This is a genomic window from Psychroflexus halocasei, from assembly GCF_900107595.1.
Classification (GTDB): domain Bacteria; phylum Bacteroidota; class Bacteroidia; order Flavobacteriales; family Flavobacteriaceae; genus Psychroflexus; species Psychroflexus halocasei.
Window position 1 is genome coordinate 129943 of record NZ_FNQF01000001.1, and the last position, 18215, is coordinate 148157.

Here is an 18215-nt window from a genome sequence, read left to right on the forward strand (position 1 = left end):
CTAAATTGAATCAATTTTCAGTTGAAGTTTTCTCAAAAGTTGAACGTCCTTTTGAGGGTTTTCTCTTCTAAATAATTCTTGAAATTTATTTCTTACTCTTGTTGACAAATATTGCGTTTTAATATCTTTTTCTAAAAGTTGTTGTAAAAATTCAGCATTATGTGTTTGTTGATATGCTTCAATCAAAGTGATTAGTTCTTTTTTAAAAGTATTTTTTTTATGATAAAGGTCTATCAATTTCTGGTAAGTTGTTGTTGATTGTCCTAGCTCGACAGCTTTTTTATAATGAACCTCAGCTTGATCATAATTTTCATCATAAGTTTCTATATAACCTTTTGCTAAAGCAGCATCAACAGGGCTGATATCGAGAAGTTGATTTGCATATTTTTCAGAAACTTTTCGGCTTCCTCCTATAATCCCAGGAAGTTCCATATAAAGTTGAATCAATGCCCAGCGCGCATCAATATGATTTGTGTCTAACTCAGCTGCGCGTTTTAAATGATGTTTCACATCATCTAGTAAAAATAATGCCTGAAATTTTGAAGCATTTTTCGCCCATAAACCTAACGTTCCGCCATATCGATAATGATAATCGGCGTTATTCTCATCACTTTCAACTAGTTCTTTGTTAACTTCTGAAGATTTCTCCCACTCTTTTTGATATGCATAAATTTCACCTAAAAGTATTTTTGCTCTGACATCATTTTGATTGTTCTTCAAGTGGTTTTTAATAATAACTTCAGCCTGAGCGTAATCTTTTTCTTTAATTTCATTTTGTGCTTGCACATAGAAATCTTGTCCAAAAAAAGTAAGTGGACAAAGTATAGTGAAGACAAAATTAAATACAATTTTCATTAGTTTAAGCTGATTCGTTTAGCATCTAATTTTAGAAAGATAAAGATTAAAATTAAGAATCCCCACAACCCTGATCCTCCATAACTAAAAAAGGGCAACGGAATACCTACTGTTGGAAACAAACCGATAACCATAGCGATATTGACAAAGAAATGAAAAAATAAGATTCCAAACACCGAGTAGCCAAAGACTCGATTAAATTGAGATTTCTGACGTTCAGCTATGAAGTAAAGCCTTAAAAGTAAAGTTGCAAATAAAATGACAATAATACTTGTTCCTAAAAAACCCCACTCTTCTCCAACAGTACTAAAAATATAATCTGTATGTTGTTCAGGGACAAATCGCCCTTGGGTCTGAGTTCCTTTTAGCCATCCCTTTCCTGTTGAGCCTCCACTTCCGATAGCAACTTGACTTTGATACAAATTAAAAGCAGTTCCTTTTATATCAATATCATCTTCTAAAAGTACATCAAAACGATCTTGCTGGTGTGGCAATAAAACTTTGTTAAACATAAAGCTAACCGAAAACGAAAAACCTATCGCAATTAATGCACTAAAAATATATGACCCTAGACTTTTCTTTTTTGATTTATTAAGAAGATAGGCTAAGGTGAGGAGCAACGCTAATGCTGATGAGACAATTACAAAGCCAAATTTTAATGTCAAGACAAACAATACACCTGCTAAAATTGCGACCGTCAAATACCAATGTGGTAAACCTTCCCTGTATAAAGGAATTGCAAAGGATAGATAGATAAGTGCACTTCCTGCATCAGGTTGCAGCATGATCAATAAAATTGGTAATAAAATAATGATAAATGCCTGGAGTTGATCTTTAAACCTTTTCAAGTTCACATTAATTCCACTCAGATATTTTGCCATTGCTAAAGCAACTGTCGCTTTTACGAATTCTGCTGGTTGGATGCTAAATGAACCAAAGGAATACCAAGCAGTTTGACCTGCGATTGTTTTTCCAAAAAAAAGTAAACCTAATAAAGAAAGTAAGGCAATTAAATAAAAAGCATTTGCAAACCGTTCATAAAACTTGACTTCAACTGACAAGACAACGATCACCAAAAAGAACCCCATGACAATCCAAAGAATTTGCTTTCCATAAATTTTAGAAAAGTCTAAGATGTCTGCATTGGCATCAGTGACTGTGGTTGAATAGATGTTTCCCCACCCGAAACCAATAAGAATAACAACGAGCAAAATACTAAACCAATCTAACTGAAAAAAAGTGTGTTTTGACATTTAATTCTCCATTTCTTCTTTAATGAGATAAGGTTTTGCATACTCTTCTTCTAAGCTGTTTGACAAAATCCATTTCTCTAAATCTGTTCTTTCAATTTCATCTTTTAGATATTTTTCAATCATCAAGCTTGAAATTCTACCTGCGTAAGTTGAACCAAAACCTCCATTTTCAACAAAAACTGCAATTGCAATCTCTGGATCATCCTTTGGTGCGTAAGCCACAAAAATAGAATGATCTTCAAGTTGAACGATTTCACCATTGATACGCGTTTTATTTTCAGCAGTTCCTGTTTTTCCACAAACCTCAATACCGGGAACTCTCAAAAAGCGAGCTGTTCCGTATTCATAGGCATTATGCATCCCTTCGATAATCGGATCGAAGTTTTCTGGCTTTATTGTCGTATAGTTTTTCTTAGTGTATTCTTCAAATTTAATAGGCTCACCATTAACCTCTTTTAAAATATGCGGCTTGATATACCATCCTCTATTTGCTATTGCTACAATCCCATTAGCCAATTGAATTGGAGTTGTTAGCACTTCACCCTGACCTATTGCATTAGAAAGTGTTGCAGTTGCGTACCATTTATACTTAGGATATTGGTAAGCGCGGTTGTAATAATCTGCGTCTGGCACCAGACCTTTTCTTCCTACAGGTAAATCGTAACCTAGATAATTTCCAAAACCAAAACTTTCTAAATGTTTTCTCCAAACTTCAATTCCTTCTTGAGGTGTGTCATATTTTTCTATAGTATGACGATAAACTTGTGCAAAATAGGCATTACATGAATATGCCAACCCACTCACTGCATCAACAGGATTTTTGTGATGGTGGCAAGCCATTCTCGCGCTACGTCCGTATGAATAATAACCTTTGCAATAGTATGTTTCATCTGGTGACATCACATTTTCTTCTAAGCCAATTAAATCTGTGAAAGCTTTAAATGGTGATCCTGGAGGGTAAACAGCTTGAAGCGCTCTATTGTATAAAGGCCTAGAAATTGAGTCATAATACATTTCCGTATAATTACGTGAACGTTTACGACCCACTAAAATTTCAGGATCATAAGAAGGTGCTGTGACCAAACTGAGTATCTCTCCCGTTTTAGGTTGTATAGCGACAATTCCTCCTCTTTTATTTTTCATCAACTTTTCGCCGTAAGCTTGCAGCTCTGAATCTATAGTTAAACTTAAATCCTTTCCCTTTTTAGAAATCGTATCATATTTCTTATTTTTATAAGGCTTGATATTTCTATTAAATCTATCTCTAAGAAAGTGCTTTACACCTCGCGTCCCTTTAAGTAAATCTTCATATTGTTGCTCAACTCCTCTTCGACCAATAAAATCACCAGACTGATAGTAAGCATTCTTTTTAATATCCCTTTGATTCGCTTCAGCGATATAACCCAAAATGTTTGCACTATGACTCACATTGTAATCACGTAAAGATCTTTTCTGAATGTAAAATCCAGCGTATTTATACATACTTTCTTGAACGTAAGCATACTCATCTTTTGTTAACTGAGGTGTCACAACTGAAGCCAAACGCGGAGAATAAATAATTGCATTTTCAATACGATCTTTTAAACGCTCTGGAGTCAAATTAAGCAAATCAGCTAAAGCTAAAGTATCAAACTCTTTGACATCATTAGGCACAATCATCACATCATAGGCAGGTTGATTTCCAACGAGTAACTTCCCGTTACGATCGAAGATATATCCACGTTGAGGGTAATCATAAACCTTACGTATGGCAATATTTTGAGAGACATCACCATAAGAATCATCAATCATTTGAATATAAAACAAACGCGTCAAAAAAATAATGACTGAAAAGCTTACCAAAACTAAAGGAAGTAATTTTTTCATCTCAATTTCTTTTTGATTAGACTCATCATTAGCATAATTAATAAGATACTAAATACTGATGATAAAAGCAATTTTTCTAAAAATAAGCGCCAAAGATCAAAACTAAAAACCTCTAAAGCAAAAAGAACTGAATGATGTATAAAAACCAATAGAGCGACGTAAGTCATTTTTTTAAAAAAACTTTCATGCTTGATGCTTAAGGTTTGATAATCATAACTTAAGCCAAATGTCAAGTGCAAAAGCTGTGGTCTAAAATAAGCGGCGACCAATGTTGCAGAAGCATGAATCCCACCTGTACTTTCAAAAACATCAATCGATAAACCTAGAATAAAAGACAGAATTAATGTTTGGACACGGTTTGCATGTGGTGGCAATAAGACCAAGAACATGATATAAACATAGGGAATCACAAAACCAAACAAATAAACTTCGTTAAGGATGAGCGTTTGCAATAAAACCAAACCAATGAAAGCAAATATTTTTTGCAAACTTTTATTCACTTTGCTCTGTATTTTCTAATAATTCCATTGCTTCTTCTTTGTCCTTTCTTTTAACAACGTAAATTTCACCGAGATCAGTCATATCATTAAATAATTTAATCTGAATATCATAATAACCTCGATTTAAATCTAACTCAAAACCTTCAACGGTACCAATTAAAACTTCTCCTGGAAAAATAAATGATTTTCCTCCTGTCGTAATTGTATCACCAACATTAACTTTAGCTGATCTAGGCACATCAACCAAATTGACAATATAAGGATCTTCACCAACCCAAGTTAGGGTTCCAAAATGATTACTCTTTTTTAACTTAGCATTGATTGAAATATTCCGGTTTAATATAGAAATAACGCGTGTAAAATTTGCAGAAACTTGTTCTGTGATACCAACGACACCTAAACTAGATAGAACTGCCATACCAGGTTCTAATCCATTTTTATCACCAGAATTTAATAATAAGTAATTATCGGTATGCGAATAATTGTTAGCAATTACTTTAGAAGTATAAACTTTGAAAATGGTGTCATTAAAAACAACTGAAGTATCTATTTTCGGCAATTGTTGTTGACGATATTGATAAAGTTCTTCTTGTAAATTTTTATTTTCTTGTAACAGAACTTCATTCTGAGAAGCTAGCCTGAAGTAGTCGCTGACATTTGTTTTCATATGAAACAAATTGCCAGTCACGCCATTTGCAGCACTTATTATTTTTGAATTTTGATAATCGTGTGCTTTAACGGTTAAACTCAAGCCTAAAATTAATAATCCTATAAATACCAATCCAGCCTTATACTTGATAAGAAAATTGAAAATTTGCTGCATGGATTATAAAATTATTGAATTAAAATCGGCTTAAATTTTTCAATATTTTTCAGTGTAATTCCTGTTCCTCTCACTATTGATCTCAAAGGATCTTCTGCAATATAGACCGGTAAATCTGTTTTTTGAGACAAGCGTTTATCAAGCCCACGAAGCATTGAACCTCCACCAGCAAGATAGATTCCTGTATTATAAATATCAGCAGCAAGTTCGGGTGGTGTTTGTGATAAAGTTTCCATCACAGCATCTTCGATGCGCAAGATAGATTTATCAAGTGCTTTAGCAATTTCTCTAAATGAAATTTCAACTTGCTTTGGTTTTCCTGTTAGTAAATCACGCCCTTGTACATTCATTTCTTCAGGGACCGTTTCTAAATCTTCAGTAGCAGAACCAATTTGGATTTTTATTTTTTCGGCTGTACGCTCACCCACAAACAAGTTGTGTTGAGTGCGCATATAGTAAATGATATCATTCGTAAAAACATCTCCTGCAACTTTTACTGATCGGTCACAAACAATACCTCCAAGTGCAATCACTGCTATTTCGGTAGTTCCTCCACCGATATCAACAATCATATTTCCTTTAGGTTGCATAATGTCAACGCCAATACCTATTGCAGCAGCCATGGGTTCGTGAATAAGGTAAACCTCTTTACCATTAACACGTTCGGCTGAATCTTTAACAGCACGCATTTCAACCTCAGTAATACCACTTGGAATACAAATAACCATACGCAAGGAAGGCGTGAACAAACGTTTTTTAAGTGCAGGAATTTCTTTGATAAACATGCTTATCATTTGCTCACTTGCTTCAAAGTCTGCAATGACACCGTCTTTAAGAGGACGTACTGTTTTGATGTTTTCATGCGTTTTACCTTGCATCATTGCAGCTTCATTACCGACAGCAATAATTTTTCCGCTCAATCTATTTCGTGCAACAATCGAGGGACTATCAACAACAACTTTGTCATTATGTATAATTAATGTGTTTGCCGTCCCCAAATCAATAGCAATATCCTCAGTTAAAAAATCAAAAAATCCCATGCGTCAAGTTGTAATTCAAGTATAAGGTGTAAAGTTAGCTAAATTAATGCTTAAAATGTCTAATACCAGTCATTAACATTGTCATTTTATTTTGATCACAATAGTCAATACTCAGCTGGTCTTTTATAGAGCCTCCTGGTTGTATAACGGCTGAAATCCTTGCTTCATGTGCAATCTCAACACAATCAGGAAAAGGAAAAAACGCATCACTTGCCATCACAGCTCCTTTTAAGCTAAAACCAAAAGATTGCGCTTTCGCAATAGCCTGGTTAAGGGCATCAACACGTGATGTTTGACCAGTTCCACTTGCTAAAAGCTGACCATCTTTAGCCAATACAATCGTGTTTGATTTTGTGTGTTTACTTATTTTTGAAGCAAACAACATGTCCTGGACTTCAGCTTCTGTTGCTTGTTTTTTTGTAACAGTTTTTATGTCTTCAACAGTATCTGTTTTTAGATTTTTATCTTGAACTAAAACACCGTTTAAACATGTTCTAACTTGTGCTTCTTTAAACTCAAATTTCTTCTGTACAAGTAGGATTCTGTTTTTCTTTCCTTTTAAGGTTTCTAATGCATCTTCAGCAAATGAAGGCGCTATAACAACTTCACAGAACAATTGATGTATTTTTTCAGCAGCAGTTTTATCAATTTCAGTGTTTGAAATCAAAATACCTCCAAATGCTGAGACTGGATCGCCAGCCAAAGCATCTTCATAAGCTTCTAAAACAGTATCACGTTGCGCTAAACCACAAGCGTTATTATGTTTTAAAACTGCAAAAGTTGGTTTGTCATCTTTAAACTCAGACATTAAATTAACAGCGGCATCAACATCTAAAAGATTATTGTAAGAAAGTTCCTTACCATGCAATTGCTCAAAAACATCATCAAACTCTCCGTAAAAGCTTGCTCGTTGATGTGGATTTTCACCATATCTTAATTTTTTCGCTTGCTCATAATCTGCTTTATAAGCATCGACAGCATTGATGTCATTATTTAAATAATTAAAAATAACAGTATCATAATGTGAAGAAATATTGAAAGCTTTTGCAGCATATTTCTGACGGTCCTCAAGACTCGTTTCTCCATTTTTTTCTTCTAACAAACCTAAAAAAGCGTCATAATCTGATCGTGAAGATACACAGATAACATCCTTAAAGTTTTTTGCAGCAGCACGAATAAGTGAGATTCCTCCAATATCGATTTTTTCAATAATATCTTGCTCGCTGGCACCAGACGCAACAGTATCCTCAAACGGATATAAATCAACAATCACAAGGTCAATTTGAGGGATATCAAACTTTTTCATTTCATCTTGATCACTGTTTTGATCTTGACGATTCAAAATACCACCAAAAACTTTAGGGTGTAATGTTTTGACACGACCTCCCAATATAGAAGGGTAATCCGTGACGTCTTCAACAGCTGTAACATCGACACCGAGCTTTCTAATAAAACTTTCTGTGCCGCCAGTTGAATAGATTTTTACACCTAATTGATGAAGTTTTTTCACGATAGGCTCTAGCCCATCTTTATGAAATACTGAAATTAATGCTGATTTAATGTGTGTGTTAGAAATCATAAGTCATTATTTAAGCTGCGAAAGTAATATTTTTCAGCAAAAATGAGTCTCATTTTAAAGACAAAATAACTTATATTTTCAAGTAAAGACGATTTGTTTTATAGTCGATTACAGCTTTGGATTTTTTTAATAAATCAGCACCGATAATCCCATTAACACATTCAGAATCATACTCTTCCAATGCAGCATTAACATGCGACAAATCGAATAGAACAAGTTTGAATTTTGACTGTGCCCACTCTCCTATTTCAATATGATTATCAGTTGAAGTTTTTGTCAGCATATTAATAGCTCCTGCTCCTGCAGCTCGCACATCAGAATCTTCAGACAACAATTCAAAATGATCAGCAGATTTAAAATCAACACATGAGCTTGACGCACCCGTATCTACTATAAAAGAACCTTCAACACCATTAATGATCGCTTGACATTGGTGATGACCAGTTGATGTCACAGTCATTTTGATACTAGTGTAATTCTTCGTCTGTAAAAATTTTTTAAGAGAGGACATTTTTTCTTTTTTTGCAAATATAGATTTTCAATTTAATAAATTTGCCAACTATGAATTTTACTGACACACATACACATCTTTATGTTGATGCTTTTAAAGAAGACATTGACGAAGTGATGAAACGCGCAAATGACGATAACATCAATCGTTTTTTTATTCCTGCAATAGATTCGGCAACAACCGAGGCCATGTATCAACTTGAAAAAAAATTTCCCGAACAGATATTTTTAATGATGGGCTTACACCCAACATCAGTCAAGGAAAACTATCAGGAGGAATTGAAACATATTGAAGAGCAATTAGAAAAACGCCAGTTTTATGCCATAGGTGAAATTGGTATTGATTTATATTGGGATCAAACTCATCTTCAAGAACAACAAGATGCTTTTAGACATCAAATAAAATTGGCTAAAAAGTATAAACTACCTATTATCATTCACTGTAGAAATGCCTTTGATGAAGTTTTTGAAATTCTTGAAGAAGAAAAATCTGAAGATCTATTTGGAATATTTCACTGTTTCACTGGAACTTACGAGCATGCTCAACAAGCGATTAATTATAATTTAAAACTTGGCATAGGCGGTGTTTTGACTTTTAAAAACGGAAAGATTGACAAATTCATGTCTGAGATTGACATGAAGCATATTGTTTTAGAGACAGATTCACCCTACCTTGCGCCAACGCCATACAGAGGCAAAAGAAACGAAAGTTCATACTTGATAGAAGTCGCAAAAAAATTAGCTGACATCCATCAAATAAGTTTAGAAGAAGTTGCAAGAATCACGACAGAAAACGCAAATCAGATATTTGGTACATCATGAAAAATAAAGCGAAAATTTTACTGATTTACACAGGTGGTACAATCGGAATGATTAAAGACCCTGTAACCAATAGCCTGAAAGCTTTTAACTTTGATCAGCTTCTTTCTAAAATACCAGAACTCAAATTATTGAGTCATAAAATAGAAACCTACAGTTTTGAAGACCCTAAAGATTCATCTGATTTTGATCACACGGATTATATCGCTTTGGCAAAAGTTATAGAAGCAAACTATGAAGATTTTGATGGGTTTGTCGTTTTACATGGAAGCGACACGATGTCCTACACTGCTTCTGCACTTTCTTTTATGCTCGAAAACTTAACGAAACCCGTGATTTTCACTGGATCTCAACTTCCTATCGGAGATTTGAGAACTGATGCAAAAGAAAATTTAATCACAAGCATACAAGTTGCAGGTTTACATGAAAATGGCAAACCAGTCATCAAAGAAGTTGGACTCTATTTTGAATACAAACTATATAGAGCAAATAGAACAACGAAAATAAACGCTGAACATTTTGAAGCATTTGAGTCTTTAAACTATCCTCCTTTAATAGAATCTGGCGTCAATCTTAAAATAAATAGATCATCACTTCAACGTATTCCATCTAAAAGAAAATTAAAAGTTCATCATGAATTAGACAATCGCGTGATGGTGATCAAATTAATTCCTAGTCTTGCAAAGAAGACTTTAGAACATATTTTGGAGACACCACATATTAAAGGTATTATATTGGAAACTTTTGGAAGTGGTAATTCTAAGACTGACATTTGGTTTATTAAAGCTTTAGAAAAAGCAATAAATAAAGGCATTCATATTGTCAACGTCACGCAATGCAGTGGTGGAAGTGTAGAAATGGGAAAGTATGAAACCAGTGATCAGCTTAAAAAAATTGGATTAATAGAAGGAAAAGATATTACAACTGAAGCTGCGGTTGGCAAAATGATGTATATGCTGACCAAGGATTTAGAATACAATGTCTTTAAAACAATATTTGAAACGAGTTTAAGAGGTGAAATGAAATAATTTAACTGACTTTTTTTAAGAACATTAAAATATTTTTTGTTATTTGCATTCTAATTCGTTTATTTGAAATGATTTTAAAGAGAGGTGACCGAGCGGTTTAAGGTGCACGCCTGGAAAGCGTGTGTTCTGATTGTATCGGAACCGAGGGTTCGAATCCCTTCCTCTCTGCTTAACCATGTAATATAATTTAAACTATACATTTACTAATTCTAAGACAAACAACAATGAAAAGAGTATTTTCAATTTTAGCCATTTGTACATTAATGGTTTTAGGTAATTTCAATGCACATGCGTCAAAGACTGATGTTGTTTCAGAAAACATCATCGTTAACTTTGTGCAAGATGAAGAAGCTGCAGCAGCAGACACAAATGAAGACAAAGGTTTTCATCAAGTTTTAAAAGAAAGATTTATTGAGGGTGGCCCAACGTTTATGGGAATTGTTCTCTTATGTCTTATTCTAGGTTTAGCAATTGCCTTTGAAAGAATCATTTACTTAAACTTAGCAACAACAAACACTAAAAAGTTAGCTCAAAAAGTTGAAGATGCTTTAAATAGTGGTGGAGTTGAAGCAGCAAAAGAAGTTTGTAGAGATACAAGCGGACCAGTTGCATCAATTTACTACCAAGGCCTTGACCGTATGGATGAAGGTGTTGAAGCTTCAGAAAAAGCAGTTATTGCTTACGGTGGTGTTCAAATGGGACAACTTGAGAAAAACGTATCATGGGTTTCTTTATTTATTGCCTTAGCACCAATGCTTGGGTTTATGGGTACTGTAATCGGTATGATTCAGGCATTTGATAAAATTGAAGCAGCAGGAGACATGCAGCCATCATTAGTTGCTGGAGGTATTAAAGTTGCACTTTTAACAACAGTATTCGGTCTTATCGTTGCGATTATACTTCAAATTTTTTATAACTACATCATCTCTAAAATCGATGCTATTGTAAACGATATGGAAGATGCATCAATCACATTGATTGACATGTTAGTTGCTCACAAAAATAAATAAGACAAACAATGAATAAAGTATCAAATATATTTAAAATCCTTGTCGGTGTTATTGGGGCTATTTTATTCCTCAGAATATTTTACACTGGCGATGATGTTATCGAAAGCGAAGCTGCGCTTCAAGACAGTATTTTAGCACCATTACTTTATGTTGCTTATGGTATCTTGGCGTTAGTTATTATTTTCACCTTAGGTTTTTCTATTAAAGAACTCTTTTCTGGAAATGTGGTTAAGACATTAATTTCCCTGGGTGTATTTATTGCAATTATTGCTGTATCATATGGTATTGCAAGTGGAACTGAAACTGTTTTAAGGGATGGCGAAATGCTATCTGCCTCAGGCTCTAGATGGGTTGGTGCAGGACTTAATGCCTTTTATATTTTAGCAATTCTGGCAATCGCAGCTATGCTTGCTTCAAGCGTTAAGAAACTAATAATTAGATAATTATGGCAAAAAGAGGATCACCAGAAGTTAACGCTGGATCAATGGCAGACATTGCTTTCCTACTCCTTATCTTTTTCTTGGTTACAACAACCATCGAAACAGATAGTGGTATTAGCAGAAAGTTACCGCCATTAGATGAAGAAACAGAGAATCCTCCACCGCTTAAAAAGAAAAATATCTTTATCGTGTTAGTCAACGCTAATGAAGAGATTTTCGTTGATCATGATATAATCAAAGAAAACCCTGTAAAATTAGAAGACTTAAAAGATAAAGCTATAGAATTTCTGGACAACGGTGGCGGTACAGGAGATGAAGCATGTAATTATTGTCAAGGAACTGGAAACCCGGAATCATCAGACAACCCAATTAAGGCTGTTATTTCATTGCAAAATGATAGGATGACGGAGTACGGAACTTACATTGCTGTTCAAAATGAGCTTGTTGCAGCTTATAACACATTGAGAAATCGTGAAGCGCAACGACTTTACAACATGGATTTCACCGAAATGGAAAAAGCATTTAAAAATCCTGAAACAAGCGACGCTAATAAAGAAAAGCTAAAGGAACGTATCGGAGTTGTAAAAGACATGTTCCCTCAAAAATTATCTGAAGCTGAACCTAAGAAATAGTTTAAAATAAAAATTATGTCAAAATTTAAAAAGAAACAAGACGAGGGTACACCTGCAATTTCTACAGCTTCTTTGCCTGATATTGTTTTTATGCTATTATTCTTCTTTATGGTTGTTACTGTTATGAGAGACACAAGCTTGAAAGTTAAAAATGTATTACCCTATGCTGATCAAGTTGAAAAACTTGAAAAGAAAGATTTGGTCATGTACATTTATGCTGGAAAGCCTTCTCCACGTTATCAGCAACAATTCGGTACTGAAGCGAGAGTTCAGCTAAACGATAATTACGCAAGAATTAGCGATATACAACAGTTCATATTCCAAGAAAGAGAATCTAAAAGAGAAGAATTAGTGCCAGCATTAATTACAGCTCTTAAGGTTGACAAGGAAACAAATATGGGCTTAGTATCAGATATTAAGCAAGAGCTTAGAAAGGCTGAAGCCTTAAAAATTAATTACACAACAAGAGAAGGTGATGCAAACCTAAATATGGAATAAGCATTTTTCTTTTTATTGTTATCTTAGAAAACATCCAATTAACGTTGGATGTTTTCTATTTTAAGACATATCTTAGCGACATGAAAATCATTTATGCCTTATTATTAATACTCTCTATCTCGCTACCTTCTTTAGCTCAAAATAAAGATAAAAAAAGTGAAAAAGTTGTTGATAGTCTCTATAGGGAAGATCAGTTCTATGCGGGTGTCGCCTTCAACTTGATGACGGATATGCCAAAGGATGGGAGTCAGTCAGGATTTTCAGGAAGTTTTGACCTTGGATTTATCAGAGACTTTCCAATAAATAAAAGAAGGAGTCTTGCAGTTGGTGTAGGTCTCGGTGTAAGCTCTAGTAGTTTTGGACATAACATTTTAATAAGTGAAACCGGTGACGGCCAGGATATCGTTCAACCTATTTCAAAAGATATTGAATATAAAAACAATCGCTTTGCAACGCATTTAGTAGAGATGCCAATCCAAATAAGATGGAGAAGCTCAACACCTGAAGATTACGCTTTTTGGCGTGTATATTTTGGCGTAAAATTGGGCTATATATACTACTTCAATTCAAAATTTGAGCAAGATGATCTGACTATTAAACAGACAGATGTCAATGCTCTTAATAGATTTCGAACAGCCGGATTCTTTTCTTTTGGTTATAATATTGTCAATATTCAAATTCAGTATGATCTCAATCCACTTTTCAGTGGTAAAGTATCAAATGACACAAATAAAATAGGAATAAAGCCACTACGAATAGGGCTTATATTCTACATTTTATAATATTTAAAAATTGGAATTGTGAGTTGAGTTACGATTCCAAGAACAACTCCAAAAATCACTTCTGATGGAATATGCGCTTTTAAAATTAAGCGCGAAGAAGAGACAAGCCCTAAACACACGACCAAAAAGGCAATCGTATATATAAAATTGAGCTGAAAATTAAAGCTTAAAATAATAAGGAAAGTCAGAAGGCTTGACATACCTAAACTATGTAAACTTATTTTGAAACGAAAAAAAAGAGCTATAAAAACTACCATAGAAGCTAACAACAAAGACCAAAAAAAATAAAATAAATACTGATAATTGTATAGCTCGAAAATGTAATTGATAATCACTAAATCAAGCATCATAAAAAACAACAAAGGCAATCTTCTCTCCTTGGCAGTAGGAAGTTCAAAACTTGAAATCAACCTCAATGTTCTAAAAAAATATAAAAACACTAATGGGAGAAAAACAGAAATTATGAGTGTTGCAATTATTTTTGAATAGATAATTGCGCTATCAAAATAAATCGGAAGCTTATAGAAAAAAATAATAACAGCTGCAAGTGGAACAAAAACTGGATGTAAAACAACAGATATAAGTTGTGATAGTTTTCTCATATTTCTTTTCTCAATCTAGCAACAGGAAGATCAAGTTGCTCTCTATATTTAGCAATGGTTCTTCTGGCAATCGGATATCCTTTATCTTTCAAGAGTTCTGCTAGTTTAGCATCTGTATGGGGTTTAGATTTATCTTCTTTTTCAATAATCACTTCTAATATCTTCTTAATTTCCCTCGTAGAAACATCTTCACCTTTATCATTCTTCATCGATTCAGAGAAGAATTCTTTGATTAAAAAAGTACCATAAGGCGTATCCACATATTTACTGTTAGCCACACGAGAAACTGTACTGATATCCATATCAATACGTTCAGCTATGTCTTTTAAAATCATAGGTTTAATCTCACGTTCATCACCAGTTAAGAAATAATCCTTTTGGTAATTCATTATTGTGCTCATCGTTGCATATAAAGTTTGTTGACGTTGCTTTATCGCATCGATAAACCATTTTGCAGAATCAAGCTTTTGTTTGATAAATAAAACAGCTTCCTTTTGCTTTTTAGTTTTCTCTTTAGACTCTTTATAGGCATTAAGCATATTTGCATAATCATGAGAAACGTGCATTTCTGGTGCATTTCGTGAGTTTAATGTCAACTCTAATTCTCCATTTTTTATACGTATTGTGAAATCAGGAGTCACATGCTCAACAATCTTCGTATTCGAGCTGTAAGATGCGCCTGGCTTAGGGTTTAAACTTTCAATTTCATCTATCGCCGCTTTTAATTGGTCTTCATCAATTGAAAATTTATTCAATAATTTCTTATAATGCTTTTTCGTGAACATGTCAAAAGCATTATCTATAATCTGCAAAGCTAAATCAGTACTTTTACAAGATTTTCTGCGTTGTAATTGAATACTCAAACACTCCTGCAAATTGCGAGCAGCAACACCACTTGGATCTAGATTTTGAACATACTTGAGCACTTTCAAAACATTATCCTCATCCGTATAAATATTTTGAGTGAAAGCCAAATCATCAACAATATCAATCAACTCACGTCGTATATATCCTGAACTATCAACACTTCCGATTAAAAATTCTGCGATGACATAATCATTTTCACTGAGGCTCATCGTTGAAAGTTGATTTCTCAAATATTGCGTAAAAGATATACCTGCAGCGTAAGGTATTTGATTTTCTTCGTCGTCCTTAGAGTAATTATTTGCTTTTAGCTTATAGCTAGGTATTTCATCATCACTCAAGTAGTCATCGACATCAAATTCTGTCTCAATTACCTCATGATCATCTTCCATAGGCTCATTCTCAAAATGATCATCTTCCAATGATTCTTTACCAGATTCTAAAGCAGGATTTTCCTCTAATTCATTTTTAATTCTTTGTTCAAAAGCAACAGTTGGCAGCTGAATCAATTTCATTAATTGAATCTGCTGTGGCGACAACTTCTGGGATAACTTAAGATTTAATTGCTGCTTCAACATAATTATAACTTCTTATAGGATGTAATAAATTTACTAAACTTTTTAGGTAAATCAAGGTTTATATCAATTATTTGGTCTTTAAAAGGATGCTCAAATTTTAATCCACTGGCTTGCAAATATAAACGCTGAGATTTTTCATTACAGTTCTTTAAATCAGGATCATAAAGAACATCGCCTAATATAGGATGATTAATTCCTGCTAAATGCTTTCGTAACTGATGCGTTCTCCCTGTTGTTGGAAACAATTTCAGCACAGTAAACCTCTGATTTCTTATCATGAAATGCTGATCGACAAAGACTTCAGTTGATGCTTCTTTATTATCAACCTCATCTTTAATTAATAATTTTTGAGTTTCAAAGTGACCTTTGACAATCGCTGTGTAAACTTTATTCACCTGATGATCTTGAAAAAGTTGAGATAATTTAGATTTAGCGTGCATTGTTTTAGCACAAATCAAAAGACCTCGTGTCGGATTATCTAAACGATGAACAGGTTGCGGGTAGCTGAGTTTATCTTTTAAAACTGAAGATTTTAAATTATAAGAAAGTGCGTTTTCAATTGTTTTAAAATAATTACCGTTTGTGGGAAATCCAGGAAGCTTATCAATAATCGCAAAATAATCATCCTCAAAAAGAACTTTTAAATCTAACCTGAAAATAGGTCTTTCTGCTTGTTCCTGAGGTTGTAAAAGTGATATTTCATAACCAACTTTCACCCAATCGCCAGTGTAAGCAACTTTATTATTGATTAAAACCTGACCTCTTTTGATCGCTTTTTTTAAAGCACTTTTGGTTTGAATTGATTCAAAAATATGAATCGCATAGTCTTGCAGTCGCATTTCTTGTGAAAGCGACTGAACAAGATGCTTTTCAATAATCATATTTCTTAAAAATCTGCGTTTTGTGGCGTACGTGGATAAGGAATCACATCACGAATGTTTGTCATGCCTGTCGCAAATAAAACAAGCCTTTCAAATCCTAAGCCAAAACCTGAATGTACACAAGTCCCAAATTTACGTGTATCAAGGTACCAGGACAATTCTTCTTGGTCGATATTAAGCTCTTTCATTTTCGATTGCAACACATCATAGCGTTCCTCTCTTTGAGAACCACCTACAATTTCTCCAATACCAGGAAAAAGAATATCCATCGCTCTTACTGTTTTCTCATCTTCATTTAAACGCATGTAAAACGCTTTAATATCTGCTGGGTAATCAAATAAGATAACAGGACATTTGAAGTGTTTTTCAACCAGATAACGCTCGTGTTCACTTTGTAAATCTGCGCCCCATTCTTCAATGATGTAGTTGAATTTTTTCTTTTTATTCGGTTTTGACTTTTTCAAAATATCAATCGCTTCAGTATAGCTTACACGTTTGAAATTATTAGCTAAAACAAAATCTAATTTCTCGCGTAATTTCATCGGAGAACGATCTTTTTCGGGTTTTGATTTTTCTTCCTGTAAAAGTCTATTTTCTAAAAACTCTAAATCATCTTGACAATGATCTACAATATATTGAAGCACATATTTAATGAAGTCTTCTGCCAAATCCATATTGCCATCAAGATCACAAAAGGCAACCTCTGGTTCTATCATCCAAAATTCAGCTAAATGACGAGAAGTATTTGAGTTTTCAGCTCTAAAAGTTGGACCAAAAGTATAAACCTTACCAAGGCCAAGCGCATAAGTTTCAGCTTCTAATTGCCCACTTACTGTAAGATTTGTCTCTTTACCAAAGAAATCTTCTTTATAATCAACCCTTCCTTCTTCATTTTTAGGAACATTGTTAAGGTCATAGTTTGTCACTTTAAACATTTCCCCTGCTCCTTCTGCATCACTTCCTGTAATAATTGGTGTGTTGACATAGAAAAAACCGTTTTTTCTAAAGTATTCATGAACAGCAAATGACAATTGTGATCTCAATCGCATAACAGCACCAAAAGTATTTGTTCTGACACGTAAATGCGCCTGCTCTCTTAACTTCTCAAGACTGTGCTTTTTAGGTTGAAGTATCGTTTTCTTCACTTCGTCAGGATTGGCGGCTCCTAAAATATGAATGTGTTTGACAACAACTTCATATTTTTGCCCATGGCCCTGGCTTTCTTCTAGAGTTCCTTCAACCTTAATTGCTGCACCAGTTGTAATTTGTTTTAATATTTGTTCATCTGTATTTTCAAAATCAACAACACATTGAATGTTGTGAATTGTTGAACCATCATTTAAAGCAATGAATCTGTTACTTCTGTAAGCTTTCACCCAACCAGAAATTTGTATATCTTGATGTAGTTTCTTACCTTCTAACAATTGTAAAACGGTGTTATTTTTCATCTTGGAAATTTTAAGATCACAAATATAAAGGTAATTATATGTGATAACAATCTAAGTTGAATAAAAGCCTAGAATATTATATCATAATTTACAAAGTGTTTCATAATAAGACTCTATTCTATAAAAAGTAAATAAATTTTAGATCTAACCTCTTAAAGAAAGGACGATGAAAGGCTATGTGAGCTTAGTTGAAATAAAATTTAACAG

At 33.8% G+C, this 18215-nt stretch carries 19 protein-coding genes and 1 tRNA gene; 8 read left to right on the forward strand and 12 right to left on the reverse strand.

Annotated features, from left to right (window positions below; genetic code table 11):
- From BLV84_RS00625 to BLV84_RS00660, 8 genes are all read right to left on the reverse strand, one after another.
- Entirely contained in the window at positions 1-855 is an 855-nt protein-coding gene (locus BLV84_RS00625) for a tetratricopeptide repeat protein (RefSeq protein WP_093237938.1), read from the reverse strand.
- Positions 855-2108 carry a rod shape-determining protein RodA gene (gene rodA / locus BLV84_RS00630; RefSeq protein WP_093237941.1) on the reverse strand — a complete coding sequence of 418 codons (1254 nt, stop codon included), beginning with the start codon at positions 2106-2108 and terminating at the stop codon, positions 855-857. Before rodA ends, BLV84_RS00625 begins: the two co-directional genes overlap by 1 nt.
- The gene (mrdA, locus tag BLV84_RS00635; protein WP_093237944.1) at positions 2109-3974 is read right to left on the reverse strand and encodes a penicillin-binding protein 2; all 1866 of its coding nucleotides are present in this window, start codon (positions 3972-3974) and stop codon (positions 2109-2111) included.
- Complete coding sequence (gene mreD / locus BLV84_RS00640) at positions 3971-4462, reverse strand: rod shape-determining protein MreD (protein ID WP_234953058.1); 492 nt, start codon at positions 4460-4462, stop codon at positions 3971-3973. The genes mrdA and mreD overlap by 4 nt, the downstream gene beginning before the upstream one ends.
- Before the next feature lie 4 nt (positions 4463-4466).
- Entirely contained in the window at positions 4467-5297 is an 831-nt protein-coding gene (gene mreC, locus BLV84_RS00645) for a rod shape-determining protein MreC (RefSeq protein ID WP_093237950.1), read from the reverse strand.
- Between the two features lie 11 nt (positions 5298-5308).
- A complete protein-coding gene (locus BLV84_RS00650; RefSeq protein ID WP_093237953.1) occupies positions 5309-6337 on the reverse strand; it encodes a rod shape-determining protein in 1029 nt (342 codons plus the stop codon).
- Between the two features lie 43 nt (positions 6338-6380).
- A complete protein-coding gene (gene purH / locus BLV84_RS00655) occupies positions 6381-7916 on the reverse strand; it encodes a bifunctional phosphoribosylaminoimidazolecarboxamide formyltransferase/IMP cyclohydrolase (protein ID WP_093237956.1) in 1536 nt (511 codons plus the stop codon).
- A 70-nt stretch (positions 7917-7986) separates the two neighbouring features.
- The gene (locus tag BLV84_RS00660; RefSeq protein ID WP_093237959.1) at positions 7987-8427 is read right to left on the reverse strand and encodes a retropepsin-like aspartic protease; all 441 of its coding nucleotides are present in this window, start codon (positions 8425-8427) and stop codon (positions 7987-7989) included.
- 50 nt (positions 8428-8477) lie between these two features.
- Here BLV84_RS00660 and BLV84_RS00665 point away from each other — a divergent pair, with 50 nt between their 5' ends.
- The 8 genes from BLV84_RS00665 (at position 8478) to BLV84_RS00700 (ending at position 13635) form a co-directional block, all read left to right on the forward strand.
- Complete coding sequence (locus BLV84_RS00665) at positions 8478-9248, forward strand: TatD family hydrolase (protein WP_093237961.1); 771 nt, start codon at positions 8478-8480, stop codon at positions 9246-9248.
- On the forward strand, positions 9245-10273 hold the full coding sequence (locus tag BLV84_RS00670) for an asparaginase (RefSeq protein WP_093237964.1): 1029 nt from the start codon (positions 9245-9247) through the stop codon (positions 10271-10273). The genes BLV84_RS00665 and BLV84_RS00670 overlap by 4 nt, the downstream gene beginning before the upstream one ends.
- A 78-nt stretch (positions 10274-10351) precedes the next feature.
- Positions 10352-10441 (forward strand) — tRNA-Ser (locus tag BLV84_RS00675).
- Positions 10442-10497: 56 nt separating this feature from the next.
- Positions 10498-11283 (forward strand): MotA/TolQ/ExbB proton channel family protein, encoded by a 786-nt coding sequence (locus BLV84_RS00680; RefSeq protein WP_093237967.1) that lies wholly within the window; start codon positions 10498-10500, stop codon positions 11281-11283.
- A gap of 8 nt (positions 11284-11291) precedes the next feature.
- On the forward strand, positions 11292-11726 hold the full coding sequence (locus BLV84_RS00685; protein WP_093237970.1) for a hypothetical protein: 435 nt from the start codon (positions 11292-11294) through the stop codon (positions 11724-11726).
- A 2-nt stretch (positions 11727-11728) separates the two neighbouring features.
- Entirely contained in the window at positions 11729-12355 is a 627-nt protein-coding gene (locus BLV84_RS00690; protein ID WP_093237973.1) for an ExbD/TolR family protein, read from the forward strand.
- 15 nt (positions 12356-12370) lie between these two features.
- On the forward strand, positions 12371-12853 hold the full coding sequence (locus BLV84_RS00695; RefSeq protein ID WP_093237976.1) for an ExbD/TolR family protein: 483 nt from the start codon (positions 12371-12373) through the stop codon (positions 12851-12853).
- A gap of 80 nt (positions 12854-12933) precedes the next feature.
- A complete protein-coding gene (locus BLV84_RS00700) occupies positions 12934-13635 on the forward strand; it encodes a porin family protein (RefSeq protein ID WP_093237979.1) in 702 nt (233 codons plus the stop codon).
- Here the strand turns inward: BLV84_RS00700 and BLV84_RS00705 are convergent.
- From BLV84_RS00705 to asnS, 4 genes are read right to left on the reverse strand one after another with little or no spacing between them, the layout of a single operon-like run.
- Positions 13623-14237 (reverse strand): phosphatase PAP2 family protein, encoded by a 615-nt coding sequence (locus tag BLV84_RS00705; protein ID WP_093237982.1) that lies wholly within the window; start codon positions 14235-14237, stop codon positions 13623-13625. The genes BLV84_RS00700 and BLV84_RS00705 overlap by 13 nt on opposite strands.
- A complete protein-coding gene (gene rpoN / locus BLV84_RS00710; protein ID WP_093237990.1) occupies positions 14234-15679 on the reverse strand; it encodes an RNA polymerase factor sigma-54 in 1446 nt (481 codons plus the stop codon). Before rpoN ends, BLV84_RS00705 begins: the two co-directional genes overlap by 4 nt.
- 2 nt (positions 15680-15681) lie before the next feature.
- Positions 15682-16560, reverse strand: a complete 879-nt coding sequence (locus BLV84_RS00715; RefSeq protein WP_093237994.1) for an RluA family pseudouridine synthase — start codon at positions 16558-16560, stop codon at positions 15682-15684.
- Between the two features lie 5 nt (positions 16561-16565).
- The gene (asnS, locus tag BLV84_RS00720) at positions 16566-18008 is read right to left on the reverse strand and encodes an asparagine--tRNA ligase (RefSeq protein WP_093237997.1); all 1443 of its coding nucleotides are present in this window, start codon (positions 18006-18008) and stop codon (positions 16566-16568) included.
- Between the last annotated feature and the right edge of the window lie 207 nt (positions 18009-18215).